Origin of the sequence: Bermanella marisrubri, assembly GCF_012295615.1 — a bacterium.
GTDB classification, from domain to species: domain Bacteria; phylum Pseudomonadota; class Gammaproteobacteria; order Pseudomonadales; family Oceanobacteraceae; genus Bermanella; species Bermanella marisrubri.
In genome coordinates, this window is the sequence record NZ_CP051183.1 from 1,872,710 (window position 1) to 1,894,424 (window position 21,715).

The 21,715-nt window shown below is 44.2% G+C and carries 21 protein-coding genes and 1 riboswitch; of the genes, 12 read left to right on the forward strand and 9 right to left on the reverse strand.

What is annotated here, in order from left to right; genetic code table 11:
- Positions 1–10: 10 nt before the first annotated feature.
- A complete protein-coding gene (locus HF888_RS08615) occupies positions 11–1,066 on the reverse strand; it encodes a DUF2066 domain-containing protein (protein WP_007016906.1) in 1,056 nt (351 codons plus the stop codon).
- A gap of 166 nt (positions 1,067–1,232) precedes the next feature.
- Between HF888_RS08615 and purM the strand changes: the two genes are divergently transcribed.
- From purM to HF888_RS08650, 7 genes are all read left to right on the forward strand, one after another.
- Complete coding sequence (purM, locus tag HF888_RS08620; RefSeq protein ID WP_007016908.1) at positions 1,233–2,288, forward strand: phosphoribosylformylglycinamidine cyclo-ligase; 1,056 nt, start codon at positions 1,233–1,235, stop codon at positions 2,286–2,288.
- Between the two features lies 1 nt (position 2,289).
- Positions 2,290–2,958 (forward strand): phosphoribosylglycinamide formyltransferase, encoded by a 669-nt coding sequence (gene purN / locus HF888_RS08625; protein WP_007016909.1) that lies wholly within the window; start codon positions 2,290–2,292, stop codon positions 2,956–2,958.
- A 148-nt stretch (positions 2,959–3,106) separates the two neighbouring features.
- Positions 3,107–3,856, forward strand: coding sequence for a DUF3108 domain-containing protein (locus tag HF888_RS08630; RefSeq protein ID WP_007016910.1), 750 nt, complete (start codon positions 3,107–3,109; stop codon positions 3,854–3,856).
- Positions 3,857–3,918: 62 nt separating this feature from the next.
- Positions 3,919–4,027: riboswitch (TPP riboswitch) on the forward strand.
- Positions 4,028–4,104: 77 nt separating this feature from the next.
- The gene (locus tag HF888_RS08635; RefSeq protein WP_007016911.1) at positions 4,105–6,279 is read left to right on the forward strand and encodes a TonB-dependent receptor; all 2,175 of its coding nucleotides are present in this window, start codon (positions 4,105–4,107) and stop codon (positions 6,277–6,279) included.
- A gap of 64 nt (positions 6,280–6,343) precedes the next feature.
- A complete protein-coding gene (locus HF888_RS08640; protein ID WP_007016912.1) occupies positions 6,344–6,610 on the forward strand; it encodes a YkoF family thiamine/hydroxymethylpyrimidine-binding protein in 267 nt (88 codons plus the stop codon).
- Between the two features lie 27 nt (positions 6,611–6,637).
- The gene (pnuC, locus tag HF888_RS08645) at positions 6,638–7,309 is read left to right on the forward strand and encodes a nicotinamide riboside transporter PnuC (RefSeq protein ID WP_007016913.1); all 672 of its coding nucleotides are present in this window, start codon (positions 6,638–6,640) and stop codon (positions 7,307–7,309) included.
- A 4-nt stretch (positions 7,310–7,313) separates the two neighbouring features.
- A complete protein-coding gene (locus HF888_RS08650; RefSeq protein ID WP_007016914.1) occupies positions 7,314–8,189 on the forward strand; it encodes a phosphotransferase in 876 nt (291 codons plus the stop codon).
- Here the strand turns inward: HF888_RS08650 and HF888_RS08655 are convergent.
- The gene (locus tag HF888_RS08655; RefSeq protein ID WP_007016915.1) at positions 8,170–9,477 is read right to left on the reverse strand and encodes a type II toxin-antitoxin system HipA family toxin; all 1,308 of its coding nucleotides are present in this window, start codon (positions 9,475–9,477) and stop codon (positions 8,170–8,172) included. The two genes, HF888_RS08650 and HF888_RS08655, sit on opposite strands and share 20 nt — an antisense overlap.
- Entirely contained in the window at positions 9,477–9,887 is a 411-nt protein-coding gene (locus HF888_RS08660) for a transcriptional regulator (protein ID WP_040297534.1), read from the reverse strand. Before HF888_RS08660 ends, HF888_RS08655 begins: the two co-directional genes overlap by 1 nt.
- A 165-nt stretch (positions 9,888–10,052) precedes the next feature.
- On the opposite strand from HF888_RS08660, the gene HF888_RS08665 reads away from it, so the two are divergent.
- Positions 10,053–10,712, forward strand: a complete 660-nt coding sequence (locus tag HF888_RS08665; protein ID WP_007016917.1) for a lysoplasmalogenase — start codon at positions 10,053–10,055, stop codon at positions 10,710–10,712.
- 2 nt (positions 10,713–10,714) lie between these two features.
- Here the strand turns inward: HF888_RS08665 and HF888_RS08670 are convergent, their stop codons facing one another.
- The 4 genes from HF888_RS08670 to dcd all read right to left on the reverse strand — a co-directional run bounded on the left by HF888_RS08670 (position 10,715) and on the right by dcd (position 14,999).
- The gene (locus HF888_RS08670) at positions 10,715–12,409 is read right to left on the reverse strand and encodes a GGDEF domain-containing protein (RefSeq protein WP_007016918.1); all 1,695 of its coding nucleotides are present in this window, start codon (positions 12,407–12,409) and stop codon (positions 10,715–10,717) included.
- Entirely contained in the window at positions 12,406–13,668 is a 1,263-nt protein-coding gene (locus HF888_RS08675; RefSeq protein WP_050757995.1) for an ABC transporter substrate-binding protein, read from the reverse strand. The genes HF888_RS08670 and HF888_RS08675 overlap by 4 nt, the downstream gene beginning before the upstream one ends.
- Before the next feature lie 114 nt (positions 13,669–13,782).
- Positions 13,783–14,409 (reverse strand): LysE family translocator, encoded by a 627-nt coding sequence (locus HF888_RS08680; protein WP_007016920.1) that lies wholly within the window; start codon positions 14,407–14,409, stop codon positions 13,783–13,785.
- A gap of 8 nt (positions 14,410–14,417) precedes the next feature.
- A complete protein-coding gene (gene dcd / locus HF888_RS08685; protein WP_007016921.1) occupies positions 14,418–14,999 on the reverse strand; it encodes a dCTP deaminase in 582 nt (193 codons plus the stop codon).
- A gap of 69 nt (positions 15,000–15,068) precedes the next feature.
- Between dcd and HF888_RS08690 the strand changes: the two genes are divergently transcribed.
- The gene (locus HF888_RS08690; RefSeq protein ID WP_007016922.1) at positions 15,069–17,162 is read left to right on the forward strand and encodes a tRNA(Met) cytidine acetyltransferase TmcA domain-containing protein; all 2,094 of its coding nucleotides are present in this window, start codon (positions 15,069–15,071) and stop codon (positions 17,160–17,162) included.
- Between the two features lie 16 nt (positions 17,163–17,178).
- On the opposite strand, the gene apbC is transcribed toward HF888_RS08690, so the two are convergent.
- Complete coding sequence (gene apbC / locus HF888_RS08695) at positions 17,179–18,264, reverse strand: iron-sulfur cluster carrier protein ApbC (RefSeq protein ID WP_007016923.1); 1,086 nt, start codon at positions 18,262–18,264, stop codon at positions 17,179–17,181.
- Complete coding sequence (locus tag HF888_RS08700) at positions 18,261–18,455, reverse strand: hypothetical protein (RefSeq protein ID WP_007016924.1); 195 nt, start codon at positions 18,453–18,455, stop codon at positions 18,261–18,263. Before HF888_RS08700 ends, apbC begins: the two co-directional genes overlap by 4 nt.
- On the opposite strand from HF888_RS08700, the gene metG reads away from it, so the two are divergent.
- The 3 genes from metG (at position 18,445) to rsxA (ending at position 21,714) form a co-directional block, all read left to right on the forward strand.
- Positions 18,445–20,490, forward strand: coding sequence for a methionine--tRNA ligase (gene metG / locus HF888_RS08705; RefSeq protein ID WP_007016925.1), 2,046 nt, complete (start codon positions 18,445–18,447; stop codon positions 20,488–20,490). The two genes, HF888_RS08700 and metG, sit on opposite strands and share 11 nt — an antisense overlap.
- Positions 20,491–20,586: 96 nt before the next feature.
- Positions 20,587–20,826: a hypothetical protein gene (locus HF888_RS08710; RefSeq protein ID WP_007016926.1), complete on the forward strand. Its 240-nt coding sequence runs from the start codon at positions 20,587–20,589 to the stop codon at positions 20,824–20,826.
- A 306-nt stretch (positions 20,827–21,132) separates the two neighbouring features.
- Entirely contained in the window at positions 21,133–21,714 is a 582-nt protein-coding gene (gene rsxA, locus HF888_RS08715) for an electron transport complex subunit RsxA (protein WP_007016927.1), read from the forward strand.
- Position 21,715 lies beyond the last annotated feature (1 nt).

Consider the following 21,715-nt stretch of genomic DNA (forward strand, 5'->3'; position numbering starts at 1 on the left):
ATACTAATACTTATGGTACCCAACGAAAGAACAGTAAATTCGGACCTCTAAGAACATCATCTTCAGAGGCCTCTGTCGGCAGCAAGCGTTTATCTAAGTCCAATGTCTTTTTGAATTGCTGCAGACTGCCCCCAATGGTTAAATCGTAAAACGCTTTGTCCTGTTTAATTTCAGAAATAAACACATCACGAGTAATGGCTAGTCGCTCCAAATACTGAGTCAACTTAGCATAAGACTGAACGCTTGATACACCGTTTACTTGAATCGAAACACGGCCTTTTTGAGTAGAACCTGGCTTAATCGCAAATGCATTGGCTAACACCTCAGCAGCTGAGGTCAACCCCATTAGCATAAGATCAGACAAGTTCTCCTGGCTATAAATGAATTCGTATTCACGATCTGCAAAAAAGAATCTCCACTTACCCTGCCATTGACCATTATTATCCTTGTAAATTCGGGCAACTAAGACACTCTCTGCACCATAGCGCTCACTGGCTTTCAATATCGGCCCTGTAAACTGCCCCCATAACTGCTCAATAGGCAACTTGATGGAATCCTCTAGATCGTATACCGGCATGATGATCGGCAAACCACGGCGTTTGGCAGCAAGTTGTAACGGTAGAGTACTGGCTTCATCAGAAGCCTCAGTTAGCACTTCTCGATCACCCTCATCTATCGCAATCCAAGTTAGAACCGTTGGCCTGTTAGCCCCCCACAGCGGCATTTCAGCACGTTTAATCACGCTCAGAATACTTTGCTTTGCAAACTGCATTTTGAGCCAAACACCATTTTGGTTGCCGGGTAAAGCTTCAGCCCGCTCGTAGCTGAATTGATACAAATATTGATCGGCTATTTCCAACGCTTGAATCACCGCTGGATTTTCTGCATCCACAGGAAAGCCAGAAGCCTTGTGCAGAACTTCGATCAAACCTTGCTGCGCGCCAAGCTGGCGGCTATCCGCTTGCTGGTCAGGCACCAATATACGAGCCTCATAGAGACCATCAACCTCTTTTGCTTGCGATACCATTGAGCAAAATACGAGCAAAACCAATAGAATTCGTGTCATGTCAAACCAAATTAATCAAAAGAATGGCGGCTATTCTGACAAAAACCCAAAAAAAGTCAGCACCTTATGGAAAAAATCGCCAACTCAACCCCACTTCGATTTATAAACTGTGCAGCTGGTGGTAGAATTCTCACCCAATTTTCCCCACTTGAAGTAAGGCTGCCTAATGAGCGAGCAAAATAAGTCTCTTAGCTACAAAGATGCCGGTGTCGACATTGATGCGGGCAATGCATTGGTCAACAACATCAAAGGCGTTGTTAAAAAGACCCGTCGTCCTGAAGTGATGGGCGGCCTAGGTGGCTTCGCTGGCCTTTGCAGCCTACCAACTAAATACAAAGAACCCATTCTAGTCTCAGGTACTGACGGCGTCGGCACTAAACTCCGTTTAGCCATGGATCTAAACAAGCACGATACAATTGGTATTGATCTGGTTGCGATGTGTGTGAATGACTTAATTGTGTGTGGCGCAGAACCTTTATTCTTTCTAGATTATTACGCCACTGGCAAACTAGACGTTGACGTGGCTACCAATGTTGTAACTGGAATTGGCGAGGGCTGCCTACAGTCAGGCTGTGCTTTAGTAGGTGGTGAAACAGCAGAAATGCCAGGCATGTACGACGGCAATGACTATGATCTTGCTGGCTTCTGCGTGGGTGTAGCCGAAAAAGAAGAGCTCATTGATGGCAGCAAAGTTAAACAGGGCGACGTAATCATCGGCCTCAAGTCTTCTGGCGTCCACTCTAACGGTTACTCACTCGTTCGCAAAGTTATAGAAGTTGCCAATGCCGATTTAAGCCAAGACTTAGATGGCCAAACATTAGGTGACGCTCTAATGGCCCCTACTCGAATCTACGTTAAGCCAATTTTAAAACTATTAGAACAAGTGGAAGTAAACTCAATCTGCCACATTACGGGTGGCGGTGTGTACGAAAACATTCCTCGCGTACTACCAGAAGGCACTAAAGTCATACTCGATCCAGCTAAGTGGGAACGCCCCGCCGTATTCAACTGGCTGCAAGAAAAAGGCAACATCGATTGGCATGAAATGCACCTGACCTTTAACTGCGGCCTAGGCATGATCGTCGTTGTTTCTGAAGATAATGCACAGCAAACCCTAGACATCCTAAATGCCGAAGGCGAAACCGCTACTATCGTTGGCCAGATCGAAGCTGCGAACGATGGTGACGAACAAGTTATCGTTAAAGGCGTGGACGAGGCATAACATGACCCCAGAAAAACCAGAACCAGCTCGTATCGTGGTTTTGATTTCAGGCTCTGGCAGTAACATGTCTGCTATAGCCACAGCATGCGCCAGCGAAGAAGTCGATGCCGAAGTGGTTGCAGTAATTAGCAACCGTCCAGGGGTGCTTGGTTTAGATAGGGCACAAGAGATAGGCATCGTCACTCAAGTGGTCGATCACAAGGATTATGCTAGCCGCGAAGAGTTTGACGTTCATCTCATGCGCGAAATCGACAACTACGAGCCTGACCTCGTTGTTCTTGCCGGCTTTATGCGCATCCTAACGCCCGACTTCGTCCGTCGCTACAAAGGACGCATGCTTAACATTCACCCATCCTTACTCCCCAAGTACAAAGGCCTAAACACCCACCAACGAGCTTTGGACAATGGTGACAACGAGCACGGCGTAACCGTGCATTTCGTTAGCGAAGACCTAGATGGTGGCCCTAACGTAATTCAAGCCGTGGTACCTGTTACATCAAATGATACAGAAGAAACACTGCGCACACGCGTTCAGCAGCAAGAGCACGTAATCTACCCCATTGCTGTAAAGTGGTTCGTGGAGGGCCGTATCAGCATGATTAAAGGGGACGCATACTTCGACAATGAGCCCATGCCAGAAACGGGTGTTCAACTCCCCACCACAGCGTAATTGCGAACACAATCTTGGCGCACTCTCCTGCGCCAAGACTTTTCTTTTCCTCGAAATAAACTCTTCCCTTTTCCACCTGTCCTAGTTTTGCTACTGTTAATTTGGCTTCGATTCCAAAACCAGCATAAAAACTAAAAGGCAGGACGCTGTGCGATTCTCATTATTAACGACACTCATACTCACAAGCGCCATAGCCCACTCAGCACAAGAATCCTCGCCAACCGAAAATACAGCTTCCTTAAGCAACTTACTCACACCTTACACAGCCAAGTACACAGCCACCTATGAGGCAGGTTGGTTTCCTATTTCAGTAAGCGCCACCCGTGAACTCAAAACAACCGACAATAATGAATGGCAAATTAGCTTTGAGGCCTACTCCTCCATTGCAGACTTCAGCGAGCGATCTCGATTCACTCTAGAGGAACAGATCAAGCCGCTCGATTACCAATACAAGACATCTGGATTCTTTTCGAAAAAACGTCGTAACAAGACCTTCGACTGGGAAAACCGCTCAGTATTATTAGATAAAGATCAAAAATCAGAATACGATTTAGCCGACAACATTCTCGACAACATCAGCTACCAAGAGCAGATGCGTATAGATCTTGCTCAGGGAATGAATCAATTATCTTATGAAGTAGCCTACAAAGAGCGCATACGAGAATACACTTTTGAAGTAGTTGGCAAGCAAACCTTTGACAGTTCAATTGGCCAAGTAAATACGATTAAAGTCGCTCAAACTAATCATCGTAATAAGAAAGAAAAAACTCACATTTGGTTCGCAAAAGACCACCACTTCCTCATTATAAAACTTCTGATAGTAGACCGACATGGCGACAAGAACACCATCTTGTTAGAAAACGCTCAATTGGGTGATACCGCGTTCTCGCTAAAATAACAATTCATTCATATCCAACTCACTGTAATACTTTTATACTACATACCCGAGTAGTACACTAAGAATTATCCAGGGGGAGGCCATTCTAAAGGCCTGAGATGACTGTTAATCAGCGAACCCCTAGAACCTGATCCGGTTAATGCCGGCGTAGGAATGGACAAAACCGCTTTATTAGCAGGGTAATATCTATTTCACCCTACGCTGTTTTACCGGGCCTTATTCAATAAAAGACTTTTGGAAAAGACCCAATGAAACACAGCTTAATCCCTCTATTGGCCAGCATTACTCTAGCCAACCAATCCATCGCCAGCGAGACAATCAATCAAACAGCCAACCAAACTGAACTGGATGCCGTTAAAGTAACAGCGGACTTTCGTCAGACCGATGTAATGGAGATCCCTTCTTCGATTACTATTGTCGGCAGTGCCGACATCGATAACCGCAACGCTAACCACCTTGAAGATGTTCTTGCTCTGGCACCCAACATGAACTTTGCAGGCAGTTCATCACGTGCACGTTACTTCCAAATTCGAGGTATCGGTGAACGCAGTCAATTTATCGATCCCTTCAACCCATCAGTGGGCTTGCTCATTGATGGTGTGGACATGACAGGCTTGGGCGGTGCAGCCACCCTATTTGATGTCAAGCAAGTTGAAATTTTACGCGGTCCACAAGGAACAGCTTTTGGTGCAAATGCTCTTGCGGGAGCGATTAACATTGAAAGCAATAAGCCGACTGAAGAAACAGAAGGCTATGTAGAAGCAAAAGTTGGTAACTATCACAGTAAAGGAATCGGAGCAGCCATTTCAGGCAGTCTCTCAGAAAACATACAAGGCCGCATCAGCCTGAACAAATACGAAAGCAACGGCTACATTACCAACGCTTTTTTAGATCGCGACGATACCAATAATATTGACGAAGCCTTGTTACGCGCTCAGCTCGCATGGCAAATTAATCCTGACAATGATTTAAGCCTAACCTTTTTCAAAGCCGATATTAATAACGGCTATGATGCGTTTAGCTTGGATAATACCCGAGTCACCTACAGCGATGAACCTGGAGAAGATACGCAAGATACGAATGCAATCAGCGTAAAACTTCAAAACAGAAGCAATTCATTTTTTATTCTAGAAAGCCAAATAAGTGCCAGTAAAACAGACTCAACATATGCTTATGATGATGACTGGGCTTATGGAACATATATTTTCAATTCCGACAATCCTACATATACTCCAGATCCTTGCGACACGTCACTTGGCCCCTGCTTGGCTGACGATGACGGGTACAGCGGGTACGATGAATACAATCGAAAGTCTGACCGCGTTTCACTAGATATAAGGCTGCTATCTACCGATAAAGGCCGCCTCTTTTACAACACAACAGACTGGGTTCTCGGAGTCTTCGCTGGAAACAAAACGAACGAGCTTAATCGTAAATATACATTCCTATCTTCTCCGTACACGAGTGAGATAGAAACGAATTCCAGTGCTATTTATTCTGAGCTTACTAGCCATGTAAACGATACAACAACAATGACCTATGGCTTACGCATCGAACGAAGCGAGTATGACTTTGTAGACAGCAACAACATCATTGAGGATGACTCAGAAACACTCTGGGGCGGGAAAATATCATATGAAACTCTAGTATCCGGAAATAGCCTAGCCTACGCGACTCTTTCCCGAGGCTTTAAAGCAGGCAGCGTCAACCGTGAAACCGAACTAGCAAGTGAATTGCGAAGATATGACACTGAAATTAACCACACCGTAGAGGCTGGGATTAAATCTTCTTTGTTAAAAGATCAAGCAACAACGTCTATCAGTATCTTTTATACAAAACGAGAGGACCAGCAAATCAAACAATCCTACTCATATTTAGAGGACGGAAAACCCGAGTTCGTAGACTATTATGCCAACGCCGCCAATGGAAGAAACCTAGGGTTAGAAGCACAGATTTTTTGGAAACTAAATAGCAAGATCAATATTGACGCCGCTGTAGGCATACTAGAAACAGAACTAACGGACTATAACTTTGAATCATCAGATGCTGACGACAATATTATAACCGTAGATAAAAGTGATCGCGCGCAGGCTTATGCGCCATCATACACCGCACTTCTTGCCGGCACCTACAACCTTTCTTCAAATATTGCATTTAGACTCGAAACAGAATTAAAAGACAGTTTCTATTACTCTGCTAGCCATGATAACAAATCAGAGTCTTACCAGCTTTGGAATGCCTCGATACATTACAAGCTGAAAAATATTGAAATGAGCATTGTAGGTAAAAACATTACCGACGAGGACTATGCAGTAAAAGGCTTCTTCTTCGGAAACGATCCTCGGGATGACTATACTGCCAAAGTATATGAACAAAAAGGAAATCCAGCGCTTGTTTCTCTTAATGTGAAATACAACTTCTAAATCCATTTGAATTCGCTATATTGGGTATCACTCCCATATAGCGAATTTATCGTAGAGGTATGAGATGGAACTATCTGTCGAAATCAGCAAATACCCTTTAGCGGACGATTATATTCCTGCCATTAAAGACTTTATTGACCGACTCAATCAGGTGGATGGCTTATCGGTCGTCAGTAACACCATGAGCACTCAAGTGTTTGGTGATTATGATTTAGTTATGGACACTTTGAAAATAGAACTGAAACGCTCTTACGAAACCTATGGCAAAGCCATTTTTGTTTGTAAATTCATTGGTGCAAATCTCGATCCTGCTCTAAAACCTCATGGTTAATGAGCTCTCAACATTCTGGAATACATTATGTGGCAAAGTTTTTATCAAGGTGTGCTTAACGCCATTGAAGTCATGAGTTACTGGGAGGTGACTGCTGTCATACTTGGTATCTCCTATTTACTATTGGCCATGCGCGAAAATAGTTTATGCTGGTATGCCGCATTTGGTAGCACCGCGATCTATAGCTGGCTCTTTTTTGATGTAAGTCTTGTCATGGAATCGGCACTGAATGTTTATTATCTGTTAATGGCAATTTATGGTTGGTATGCATGGCGAACAGCAAAGCAAGTCAATAAAGAATCGGCATCAAACTCTATCGATGAGTTTAAAACCCCCGCCGTGATTCACACTTGGACGTTATCTCAACACAGTTTCGCTATCGGCGGCGTGATTTTGCTGAGTTTAATTAGCGGCTATCTATTAAGCAAAAATACGAACGCAGCACTGCCTTATCTTGATTCTTTTACGACCTGGGGTGCCGTACTCACCACATACATGGTGGCAAAGAAAGTTTTGGAAAACTGGCTGTATTGGATCGTCATTGATGCGGCTGCTGTCTATTTATTCATCGACCGCGGCTTGTACTTAACAACTCTGCTAATGGCAATTTATGTTGTATTGGCGGTCATTGGCTACATTAGTTGGAAAAAGCGTTTCGCAGAACAACATAAAAACATCTATCAAGAGCAAACAACATAACCACATGCCTGCCATCGATGAATTAGAAGTGCTCGCAAAAGACTGGAGTGGATGGCCTAACCTAATTAGTCGTCCACCGTCCTTTGACGACTTCCAGTTTTTAGATAATGGGCTTACCAACAACAACTGGCTACTGCACGGTGACCAGCAACGCTATGTGATTCGCATGAACGCAGCAAATGCTAAGGCGTTATATTTGAATCGAGAAGCGGAATGGCATATTCATGATCTTGTGAGCCAAGAGGGACTGTGTCCAAGTTTTATTTATCGCCACCCTTCTGATAAATATTGGATCCGTCCTTTTCAATCAGGATTAACACTTAGCCATGCCTTGACCAACGAGACTTTCGATTTAGAAAACTTCATTAGGCAAGCGGCAGTTATATTTCGAAAGATTCACTCAATGCCACTTTCATCCAGCTGGCCGCGTATCAACTTCAAAGAACGCACCGACCATTACTGGAATCAACTACTAGAGCACCACGCTAGTGATGAGCAAAGGCTAATTAAATTAAAAGAACAGCTAGACAATACTTTTCAAGTGAAACCGTTTTCTGCTGTGCTGTGCCATATGGATGCCAACGCTAAAAACTGGATTATCGAGAGTGATACAAGTCACGAGATTCATAACATCAGTCTAATCGACTGGGAATATGCAGCCGTTGCCAACCCGATGTGGGACTTAGCGGTATTTTTAGATCATCTACCGCTCAACGAAGAACAAGAAGCTTGCTTCCTAAAAGCATATGGCCCAATAAGTTTCAAAGCACTCAGTGAGGCCAAACAGCAAATGCAATATCTATCGCAATTATGGTTCGTCATACAGCAACAAGCTAAACCAGAAAGCTTAGAATCATTACTTAAAAGCGAAAGGTCTTAGCAATCCCATTCGCGCGCTCCACATCCACTCCCGCTTTTTCGGAAAACTCTCCCCACATTGGTTTGCTAGCCATGATCTGTTCCATCAACATAGAGATTTTGCGCTTGGACAATCCAGTTGATTCACCGGCCGCTTTCAAATCATCTAGAGTAAAGTCATCGCGCTTACCGTTGATACTCATTTGATGCTTAGAGGTCCACAACCCTTTTGGATTAAAACTATAGGCCACATCAAATGCCGGACTCACTGTCCATTGGCCTTGCCTATCCATCAAGAATGCAATGTTTTTGGTATGATCATCTTGGTTTCGAAACACCACGTTAAATACCATTCGTAAAAACAATTGCTCAACATGTGCACGAGGGACTTCTAGTTTACGCGCCAATACAAACGCCTGCTCATAACTGGTAGAGGAAGGGTCGTTAAAATCAAAATGACCCAAGCCACACAAACTGGTCATGTGACGCTTTTCATTATGGATTCGATCAAAGCGCTGCGTCATAAAATGCGCGCGACTTCCCTCCTCTAACAATCGACACGGCATCATTTCAATTCCAGCTTCAACGGCTAGCAAATGATAGGCGTATTCAATGCGACCAAAACCCATGGGGTCGGCCAATTCTTTGTCTTTATTCTCGCTCACACCGTCAAATTTAATTAGCCAACCATCAAAACCCTCAGGTGGTTCTAGGTGTCCTGGCAAAATACGATGGTCGTTTTGATTCCAATTAATAATGGCCTTAGCTCGTGCACCACCTGCCGAAGTACCAATTTGTAAAATTTGCTCTAGATCCTCGCTATTCAAATCATCTTCATGCTCGATTTCGAAATGCTTTTTTTGTAAAACCTGACTGGCAAGCTTTACCATTTTCTCGACTTCGATATCTCGCATCGGGTCGCCATCAAAATAGCGCTGTGTAGGCTTAAACTCTAGCGCACCCATAGCACGATTAGCGGTATAGCAAAGGCGCTCCACCGGGTTAAAGTCTTTCGGTTCTCGCCCTTGTGCTATCAACCATTGGTCAATCAAAGCGTTACCGAATTTATCTGGCAATACATCCGCCAACATACCAGGTAAGCCTTTAAAGGTTTCTCGGGCGAGATTAGGAAATCGATAAGGTGCTGAACGAACTGGCATAACTACTGGCGCCACTTGAATATCAAAGCGCTGACTTAGGCCAATGAACTCGTCGGTATATTGAAAGTCGGCTAACTGCGCTTGCTCATCCCAACGCACTACCGCAATGGTCGTTCCCCATAAAACCACTTCTGCAAATTGAATCGCCATTAGTCGTCTGCCTCATCGCCCGTTTTATCGACCAGCTCATCTCCCCATACAGGCTCCTTCGAGGCGTTTTTGTTTGAGCCCTTGAATGACGAGCGCTTACGAGAAACACGCTGAGGCCGCTTGGGTTTATGCTTTTTTAGCTCATATTCTTCAAGCGGCGTTAAAGCGTCAGGATCTGGCACACCAGACATCAAGGCATCCAGTAGATCTAGGGAGTCTAAGTAGCGAAACAGAACAGCCGTTTGGCCAGACTCGCCGGCCTCGATCTTCTGTGCGGCACGCAGGCTGATTTCTGCCTTCTCGGCCTGCTCTGTTTGGGTATGATTTTGATCTAAACGAGCTTGTTTGGCAGCGCGACCCAGCCACTCAAGGGTTTGATCAACTATTTGCTGCGGGAGAACATCCTTCATATGTGCACAAATATACATATTAAATAGATATATGTACTTATAGTGCATATTTGTGCATATTTCAATAATTAATTTGAAATCACTATTTGTCCATTTTTGTTATAGCCTCACCAGCATTTACGACGTAGATTTTAAACAACAAACATAAGAAGAATAAGACTCAATATGCAGACCCATTCAGAAATTAAGGCAAACCCCATATGGCTCGCCGCTTTTATCGGCTTCAGTCTACTCTATATTTCCATTCGAACTATTCAGCCATTTGATTGGGACTGGCTCATTAAGATTGTACCAATCGCCCTACTACTGCAATTTGCTATTTTCAATACCATAGGTAAAACGCGTATTTTATTAACAGCGGGACTGATTTTCTCAGGGATCGGCGATGTGTTACTGAGTTTAGATGGACTTTTCATTGCAGGGCTTGGGTCGTTTCTGCTTGCCCAAATCACTTACACAGGATTATTCCTAACTCAACTCAGTTGGAACACTCGGCGCTTACCATGGATAGGCTTAATCGTGCTCTACACGGTGCTATGTAGCATTTTTATTATCCCCAAAACCGGGGATCTTCAGCTGGTGATTACAGCCTACATGATTGCAATTAGTTTAATGGCCATATCGGCTGGCTTAAGGAATGACAAACACTATTGGCTTGTCGCAACGGGGGCATTGATATTCATGATTAGCGATACGTTAATTGCGATCAGTAAATTCATCGAGCCGTTTGCTTTTGCTGGTGCCTCAATTATGTCCACATACTATGCAGCTCAAGCGTTCATTATTATTGGAATCGCACACCACCAATCTACATTAAAACTATAGGGTCATTTAACACTTACTTTGTTGCGCCCCATGCGCTTAGATTCATACAAAGCATTATCAGCTCGCGAGATTAAGCTCTCCAAACTATCTTCGAGCTGATATTGACTCACACCAAAACTAGCAGTACAAGCAATCCCACTCCCGAAATCAAGATGCTCTATGATCTCCCTAAGCTTTTCTGCCAGCGAAAACGCATTGTCAGCATTAGTACATGAACATGAGATAATAAATTCCTCGCCACCCCAGCGACCCACAACATCACTCTCACGCACATTATTTTGCAATTCAACTGCAAACATTTTTAGTACACGATCACCAACTTGATGACCAAAGCTGTCATTCACATTTTTAAAGTAATCAACGTCAAGCATTACGATTGAATAGTCAAGCTTATATCGTTGGGCTCGGCTTATCTCATGTTGAATCTGCTCTTCTAACTTCATGCGATTGTACACACCAGTGAGCCTATCCGTGCTAGATAACAACCTTAATTCCTCGTTCTTTTGCTCTAGCTCAGCAGTTCGCTTTGCCACCTTTCCTTCCAACTCGCCACTTAACGCCTGATAGCGTTTAAGTAATTCTTTCGTATGCGTATTAGTATGCTTAAATACCTCTGCCGCTTGAGCCAAGTCACCCATTTCATCATTCGATTCTAATTTTGGAATAGGCGTATCAAGCGCTCCTCGCGCTAATTGACGAAACGATTGAGTGAGTTTTTTTATAGGATCAATAACGCTACGCCCCATCGCCCAAGAAACCAAGACTACTAGGATATAAAATAAGGCACCAAAGACAAATGTATTGAAAATAATGCCTGACAATTCTTCCTTCATATGATTTCTAATCACAAACATATTTGCGGTTTCACGTTCCACCATCAAATGAGAATGATACAAAACCTCACTGATTTCGGCTGCCATCACAACATTCAATAAATAGAGGTATCCGCGAGTGCGCTGAACAGCCTCGGTCAACACCGATTCAAATCGATCAATGTCTTCCTCCAGCTTATCAATATACGCGGCTTCCAACTGATGATTTCCTTCATCTAAAATCGTTTTTGCCATCTTGAGGTGCAGCAAGGCTGCATCATATTGCTTTGCTTCCAACTGATTAAAATAGCGATACGCCTGCTTCTCTGCCATTACCAGCTCATTCAAAATTTTCAACAACTCTATTTCCTCTGACTGGGCCAAACCAACAGGAGACGAACTCAGTAAAACTTTTCGAACACGATACTGGGCCTTAGAAGCCTGATTAGCCATATCTTCTTCGACAAGCATGGACTGTAAAAAGCGCTGAACTTGCACCTCATCAAAGGTCTCAACGTATAACAAAAGGTGTCGTTCGATCGATGTAATCGTCGCTTGATCGGCCTTTGAATTAGGCTGTTGCAGCATCTCCCCGATAATCTTTCTCATGCCTTCCAATACATATGCGACATGATCAGCTGCAGCTTGATTTCCATTTTCGATGAACGAATCAGCAACTCGTTGGGTTTGCTCGGCTTTAATAGCAAGTTGATGACTAAGATGCGATCGATTACTGGCGACGGTATATTGATGCAACTTGTCCTGTAAGGAATGAAAGGAAAAAAAGATATAACAAACTAAAGCTAGAGTTTCGATACCAACCAAGTAATAAACGAGCTTAATACGCGCAAAAAGAGGGACAGAACGAATCAGGAAATCAATCATGCTAAAAGGAACTCCTTCCACTTTAGCAAGCTGTATTCGTATTGATCCATTACACTATTCCAAACAACGATATTCTCGAAACGCTTTTGATACGAACCACCGCGACGAGTTTCTCCAGCCAATACCGAAACCTGAGCATCTGTGCCTTTTAAATTGGTTTCGGTAGCCTGCCCCAAATACCAGTACCGCCACTCATTTTCACTCATGAAAGGCCGCGAGCGATCAGGATTTGAAATGTAATATCCTTGCTTAGCAATGAATGCACCCGGCCATCCAGATAGCCACCAATTCATGTATTGATAAACCGCATCTAATCGCTCACCCTCGCAAGCACTAGACAAACACATGACTCCCTGCCACGCGCGATACCCTTCTTTCGGTGCTGCATACAAACAGCGAATACCGTTTCCGCGCAGACTCGCCACACCAGGAGAAAACATACTTTGTATATTGACTTGTCCAGATTGCATTAAATAAACGGAATTCGGAACAGAAGACCAAGTACCTCGAAAATGGCCGCGGCGCTTGTATTCAACAATAATTTCAAATAACTGATCCAGCTCTCTACGATTGAGGTTTCCGATATCATTGAATGTCATTAAGCCTTTTGCTTTTACAGCCAACGCTGGATCAAATACACCAATTGTAGGTGCGTTTACGATTGCTACCTTTCCAGAGTTTGTTTTATCGAGTAACCACGACCAACTTTCAGTTTCATATGGAATCCCTGGTTCTATAAAAGACGCGTTGTAACCAAAGGAATCAACATTGTGAACATAAGGAACAAAGCTCACGCTATCGCTGGGCTTCTGACTTAACGTACCATCGGATTGTACATAAAGTAATTTATTAGGAGCATCACCCGCTCCGAGCTGAGCACGTTCGCTTATTCGCCCAGTCTTCGAGATACTATTGATCTCGGACCAATTACCGATTCGATCAACCTGTATTGGCTTAATCGCACCAGCCCTCCACAGAACCTTAATACTGTTAGACCACTGCTCATACAGATCGAAACTTTCGGGGTTGGTCGATGCCTTTAGTAAAACTTCAGCACTACCGCCGGGATAGAACTCGATGTTTATACCGAGATCCTTTTCTGCCTGCCTCTTAATTTCCTCTTGTAAAGTGACATGCGTACCAACCACTCGAATAGTAGGCTTCCGATTTACGGCAGACACAATTGAGGGAAAGGCCAATGTCGTTGCGACACTGGCTGCCATACTCCCTGTCTGTTTAAGGAAGGTTCGCCTTCGCATGCTGTCTTACCGCCATATTTCGAGCGTTCTTGACAGTATAGTCATTAATAATCTGGGTGTTGAAAACGAACGAATGGAGGCCGCGAAAGCGGCCGAATGAATTCAAATAACAAATCAACCTAGTGCGAGCCACAAGCCAACACCAATCATCAATGTCCCTGAGACACGATTAATCGTTTTAACATTACTGGTTTTTGTCAGCATTTTAGCCAAGGCCTTGCCACCATTGGCATAGAGCAGCAAAGACACAAACTCAATGGAAAGTAGTAGCAAGGTAAGAACAACGAGCTGTGGCGCCATTGGCTTATCGACATCAATAAATGGCGGTAGAAACACCACAAAAAACGCCCAGCCTTTTGGGTTTGCTACCGCAGTAACGAAACCTTGAGATATCAACGCCCAAGGTTTGGTATTGCGGTTATAGTTATCTGGGTTCTCTGGCATAGCCAAACTACCTTTACTCTGCCACATCTGTATACCCAACCAACCCAAATAAGCGCCGCCAATCCATTTAAACCAAGTAAAAAATTCAGGTGCCTGCAACATAATCGCAGCGACACCAATTACTGAGGATGTCGCTACCAAGCCAACACCCGTCAATTCACCCAACATCATCCAGAGGGCTTTACGAACGCCAATGGTCATACCCATAGACATCGCAAGAGTCATACACATACCTGGGGTAAACGACACAACCATAAACGTCGGCACAAACGCCGCTAATAAACCAGAATTCAACATTATGAAAATCAGTCCTGACCCATGCGTGAGCTGATAGCACCCTGCTGGTTTTTATACTTTGCGTTCTCTCGAGCGTGATAAGGACGCTTGGCAGAACTCGTCAAGGTTTCAAAACTCAATGCACAAATCGTCATATTAGGACGTAACGCTAACGGCATTTTACCCAGATTATAAAACTCTAAGACCACCTGTCCTTTCCAACCGGGATCAATCCGCCCTGCTGTAACGTGAACCATAAGACCCAAACGCGCCAAACTAGAACGACCATCTAACCAACCTACTAAGTCATCGGGAATTTCAACAGACTCTAAGGTCGAACCGAGAACCAGCTCACCAGGGTGAATAAACAAGGGTTCGTCTTCTTCCAACACGATTTCCTTACTCATCACACGATCAATATTCTTATTTAACTGCTCTCGGTCGCCAGACAAATCGAGATAAGACGCTGTATTATTACTGAATACTCGGAAACTATTAGATAAACGTAGATCCACACTAATGCCTGAAATAGCACCTTCACCTGGCTGCGGATTCAACTTGATACGACCGTCTTCTAGGGCCTTTTCTATATCGCCATCACTTAAACGCATGCAAAGCTCACAAACTTGGTTACAATTGCGCGAGATTCTACCAGATATCCTAGGGTTTTATACGTTGTAATGAGCGATATTGAGACTTCTGAAATCCATTCTCAGCCTGCCTATAGAGTGCATGAGCTACATCGTGAGTTAACCGCCTCAGGACATCGTTCATTGCTTATTTTAGCCGGTGATAAATCATGGGCATACGCCCTGCTTAGCAGCATCTACGACGACTTTGACAGCTTCGCATTCATAACCAGCGAAAAGCCAGCAAAGCTTCCTGCGCCTATTCAGAAAGCTAAATACGCACGAATTGAAAAACCCAATACAATGCTAGGCTACACTTGCAGCAATGTTATTGTGGATTGCCATGACGGCTTCTTCCCTGATGCAATATCCGCCATTTCTGGGACCATAGAATCTGGCGGTATTATGTTTCTGCTATGCCCTAATCTTGAAACATGGCCACAGCAGAAGGATGCATTCGCAGCGAAGCGCACGTCCTTTGGTCTTAGCGCAACACCCAAAAGCGAGAGAACCATCAAGCGCTTCTTAGACATAGCGCAATCAGAACTTGATCAACAACACCCTCTCATCATCGGGCAGGACCAAATCCCAAAAGCTTCAATTTCAGAGGGTGTGTTCAAACAATTACCAGAATCCAAAAATCACTGGTCCGCCCAGTTCGATCAAAACATCATGTTCGAGAATCAGCAACACCCTGTAACGCTGGGACAGGCTGCCGCTTACGTTCAATTACGCAGCATAATAGCGGGTCATCCAGAGAGAGCATTGAAAGACTGCCCGCCTGAATTTGCCATCCTTCAGGCTGATCGCGGTCGTGGAAAGTCACACCTGCTAGGCTTGATTACCGAGTATTTAGATTCAGAATCGAAAATAGATAACGGTATAAAGTATTGGGTAACAGCACCCAACAAGGTTTCGATACAAGCAATGCTCAAGGCAAGCCAACAAGAACTGGAGGACTTTCCGTTTTTGGCACCAGAAAACGTCCTAGTCCAAACCCATGCTGATGACATATTAGTCGTTGATGAAGCCGCCAGCTTACCTTTACCGCTATTGATGGCTTGGGCGAAGTATTTTAAAACCATCATTTTTGCGACCACGACTCACGGCTATGAAGGCACTGGCAAAGGCTTCCAGATACGCTTCCAAGAATTTTTATTGAAGCAAACCACCAGCAACAACATTCAACATCTATCACTCACACAACCCATTCGCTACGCTGAAAATGACCCACTGGAAAACGTTATTTTTTCTGCTTTCGCCTTACAAAGCGAACCCAAAGGAATTAATTTAACAAACCCTGATTTAGATGAACTCAGCTTTAAGTATTTGTCTCAGGAAGATTTAGCAACCCACTCGCACTTGTTGGACGACGTATTCGCTTTACTCACTCAGGCTCACTACCAAACACGCCCTAGCGATCTGCGGGATATTCTGGATGCCTCTCAATTTTCAACGTTTGCACTGTTTCATGAGGATGCCGTAGTGGCTGTTTGCTTGATCGCGCGTGAAGGTGGTTTTAAAGAAAAAGACACATCTGTCATCGAAGCGATACAAACTGGCGAACGCAGACCTAAGGGCCACCTCGCGCCACAAGTTTTAACGCTGCATATGAATCAAAAGAACGCTCTCTACTTAAGAGGCGCTCGCATAGTACGCATTGCAACCCTACCCCAACTTAGAAACCAGAAATTGGGCTCAATACTCCTAAGCAACATCGAACAAGAGTTAAACAAAGAAAGCTTGGATTACTTAGCTTCTAGTTATGCAGATACCGAAGATGTAAGGGCCTTTTGGCACAAAAATGATTTTCAGCTCATCCGCCTTGGTAATAAATTTGATCAGAGCAGCGGCACCCGCTCAGGTTTGGTAATAAAAGGACTTAGCGAGCAAGGTAAGAAATTGCAAAATGAATGCGTTCAATTCTATGCAGAACAACAAAATATTCATGAGAGCTTTAAGACATTAAGCAGAAACGAAAACGAGCTATTGAGCATATTTATTCAAAGCACTGGCAGCTATGAAGCAGTGAAAGACATTTTAAGTCGATGCAAAAACTGGAAAGAGTTTTACGGAGAAAGAGCCTATCCCAAAAAAGCCAGCGCCGAGTTTCGACAACTCGTAAAACGCTGGACTCTCTTTTAAACAAATCTCGTAAATATTAATCGTCAGTGATTTGAATGTCTGGAACCGCCTGACTGGATAATTGACTAAGTTTGGCAGCCATCGTGCGTGCGCAATGACGATACATCATCCCCACTTCACTGGCAGGATCATGAGCAACTGGCGGCTCACCAATATCTGACTGCTCACGAATGTACTTAGACAGCGGCAAGGAACCCAGTAATTCCGTATTATATTCCGCCGCAATCTGCTCCGCACCAGCCTCACCAAAAATGTGCTCTGCATGACCACAATTTGAACAGATATGAATGGACATATTTTCAATAATACCCAATACCGGAATATTCACCTTACGGAACATTTCGATACCTTTTTTCGCATCTAGCAATGCAATGTCTTGCGGCGTTGTAACAACAACAGAAGCACTTACTGGTACTTTCTGGCTCAGTGTTAATTGAATATCTCCTGTACCTGGTGGCATGTCGATAATCAAATAATCCAAATCATCCCACATGGTTTGTGTAATCAGTTGTTGAAGCGCACCACTTACCATAGGACCACGCCACACCATTGGCGTCTTATCCGTCACTAAGTAAGCCATGGACATAGACTGGATGCCTTTGGCTATAACCGGCTTAAAGTATTTATCATCCACGGTTTCAGGGCGAGTGCCTTCTGGCATACCCAGCATCATACCCACACTAGGACCATAAATATCCGCATCAAGGATACCAACCTTGGCTCCATCTTCTGCTAAGGCCAATGCCAAATTCACAGACGTTGTACTTTTACCAACGCCACCCTTGCCAGACGCCACCGCGATAATGTTTTTCACATTGGCAATATTCGGTAGATTCTCATGGGCTTTATGGCTACTCACCGCCCAATCGATAGTCACTTCTGCGGAATCAATCCCCTCAATATTTTCTAGGGCTATTTGCAGCATTTGCTCAATACCTGCCTTTAGGTATTCGCTTGGGTATTCGAGAAATATATCGAGTTTGGCTATGCCATCTTCGGCGGATAGATTCTTAACCGCACCCGCTTCAAATAAATCCGAACCCAGATAGGGGTCATGATACCCTTTTACAGCTTGCTCTAATTGCCCTTGCAAGTCGCTCATAAATCAACCACTCTTAATACCCAACCAATAAGGTCGGATTTTACAGCGAATAACCAACAAGACAAGCGCAACAGGCTTATCCAAGGCTTGCCTTCACGGCTAAAGCCTATCTGTACAACTGAATTCCTGATATATTTAGCGGCTTCAATTTTCTGTTTAACCGTATTCTGAGAAACATCAATGCGTCGCATACTTGTTACCAGTGCACTACCTTACGCTAATGGCCCGATTCATCTTGGCCATATGCTTGAATACATTCAGACCGATATTTGGGTTCGCTTCCAGCAAGCTCGTGGCAACGAATGCCACTATGTTTGTGCGGACGATGCTCACGGCACCGCCATCATGTTACGCGCGCAAAAAATGGGCGTAACGCCAGAAGAGCAAATTGCCGCAGTGCAAGAAGCGCACGAAAAAGACTTTAGCGATTTCATGATCAAATTCGACAACTATGGCTCAACTCATAGTGAAGAGAATCGTGAGATTTCGTCTTATATTTACAACCAACTAAAAGCCAATGGCCATATCGCTACACGGGGCATCAAGCAGTTATTTGACCCTGAAAAAGAAATGTTTCTTGCGGACCGCTATGTAAAAGGCGAATGTCCAAAATGTGGTACTGCTGATCAGTACGGTGATAACTGTGAAAGCTGTGGTGCAACTTATAATGCAGCGGAGCTTAAAAACCCTAAGTCCGTTATGTCTGGAGCGACTCCAGTTGAAAAAGAATCCGAGCATTACTTTTTCAAACTGCCAGAATTCCAAGAATTTCTAAAAACCTGGACGCGCTCAGGCACACTTCAAGATGAAGTAGCCAACAAGCTGGCTGAGTGGCTAGATAGCGGATTACAAGAATGGGACATCAGTCGAGATGCACCCTACTTTGGTTTTGAAATTCCAGATGCGCCAGGCAAATACTTCTACGTATGGCTCGATGCTCCAATCGGCTACATGGCGAGCTTCAAACAGCTTTGCGATCGCACTGACGGTTTAGAGTTTGATGACTTCTGGAAAGCAGGCGCTGACCAAGGTAATGAAGCCACCGAGGTTTACCACTTTATCGGCAAAGACATCATTAACTTCCACGCCCTGTTCTGGCCATCCATGCTACATAGTGCCGGTTTCCGCACACCCAATGCAGTTTGGGCGCACGGTTACGTTACAGTGAATGGTGCCAAGATGTCGAAATCACGGGGCACGTTTATTAAAGCTCGCACCTACTTGGATAATCTGCAGCCTGAGTACTTGCGCTATTACTATGCAGCAAAATTAAATAACCGTGTTGATGACTTCGACCTAAACCTTGACGACTTTGCTCAACGGGTAAACTCAGACTTGATTGGTAAAGTGATCAACATCGCTTCCCGCTGCGCAGGCTTTGTGAAAAAAGCAGGCGGAGAACTGTGCGAACTTGGTGATACACAATTACTTGATCACTTTATCGATAAAGGCAATGTCATTGCTCAGCATTACGAAGATCGTGAGTTTGGTAAAGCGATTCGTGAAATCGTTTCATTGGCAGATACTGCAAACGAATACATTCACGAAAAAGAGCCTTGGGCATTGGCCAAACAAGAAGGCAAAGAACAAGAAGTCCTAGAAATCTGCTCTTTGGGTATCAACTTGTTCCGTCAAATCATGACTTACCTTTCGCCTGTTGTGCCGGATATGGCGGAAAAAGTATGTGCGTTCTTGAATATCGACGATCTTAATTGGGATTCTCGCTTGCAGATTCTGCAAAACCATAAGATCAATAAGTTCAAGCCATTAATGGCGCGTATTGAGAAAGACAAGCTGGATAATATTATCGCGCAAGAAAAAGCCGATGCCGAAAAGGAATCAGCAAATAGCGACGATAACAACAGCAGTGCAAACACATTATCTGAACCGCTGGCAGACGAGATCGACTTCGATGTCTTTGCGCAAACCGATCTTCGAATTGCGAAAATCGTAAAAGCCGATTACGTAGAAGGCGCAGGAAAATTACTGCAACTGACACTGGATATCGGTGAAGGCAAAACACGAAACGTCTTTTCCGGCATCAAGTCCGCGTACAAGCCAGAGGATTTAACTGGCAAGCTCACGGTCATGGTCGCCAACCTAAAACCACGTAAAATGAAATTCGGTGTATCCGAAGGCATGGTGTTAGCAGCGGGCCCAGGTGGCAAGGAAATCTACCTGCTTGAACCACATGATGGCGCGCAACCGGGCCAACGTGTGATGTAAATACACTGCCCCCTAGACCGAAGTATTAGGGGGCGCTGCCATCCGGCCAACATACAATTCAGTAAACATTTCACAATCTAAAAGGGAAAGAAGAAGGTGAAAAACATTTTATTCGCAGCATCGCTATTGTTTTTATCAGGATGCTCTGGTCTGCTACACAGTGAAGAAGAAATACAAAAATTAAAGGAGCGAGCCGCTGATTCTTTTGATTGCCCAGCAAACAAGCTCAAAGTTCGTCAACTAAGAGGGAATTTGGGCAACAAAATAGTGTCGTATGGAATTGAAGGCTGCGGCAAACAAGGGGTTTACCTAATGGATCTCCCAGCCGAAGAGTAGAGTTAAACACCATCCATAACTGGCAGAGAGTCATAAATGGATAAGGCTCCCCTACCCAATCGAGGCTCTCAGCCGTGAACTCCACCACCTTTAAATCCCACAAAATCAATATTATTTAACCTGCTTATCTATTTCATCGATAAACAATATTCCATAAATCATTGACCTGGCTCGCCCGTCTGACTTGTATGATATAAGGCCATATCGGATAATACGGCGCCATTTTACGGGGTAGCTATTGCATCAAGCGCTATCCGATGCGACACCAAACGCTACAACAAGCCCAACAGACAAAGTGAGTTACACATGGTTGATTACATTTTAATCTTGGTTTCTACCATCCTCGTGAACAACTTCGTGCTGGTTCAGTTCTTGGGCTTGTGTCCATTCATGGGGGTTTCCAACAAATTAGAAACTGCCATCGGCATGTCGGCCGCCACTACATTCGTATTAACACTGGCTTCGTTAAGCGCTTACTTGGTTTACGAATATCTATTAGTGCCGCTGGAAATAGAATACTTACGAACCATCTCGTTCATCATGGTGATCGCGGTAGTGGTTGGCTTCACTGAAATGGCCATCCGCAAAACCAGTCCACTGCTTTATCGCGTACTGGGTATCTTCTTGCCGCTCATTACAACTAACTGCGCGGTTCTGGGCGTGGCGTTATTAAATATCAAACGTCAAAACGATTTTATGGAATCCATTCTTTATGGCTTCGGTGCCGCCGTGGGTTTCTCTCTTGTATTAGTGTTATTCAGCGCAATGCGTGAACGTATTGCAGTTGCCGATGTACCTCAAGTATTCCAAGGCAGTGCCATTGCCATGATCACCGCTGGCATTATGTCTCTAGCGTTCTTGGGCTTCACAGGTTTGGTATCGATTTAAT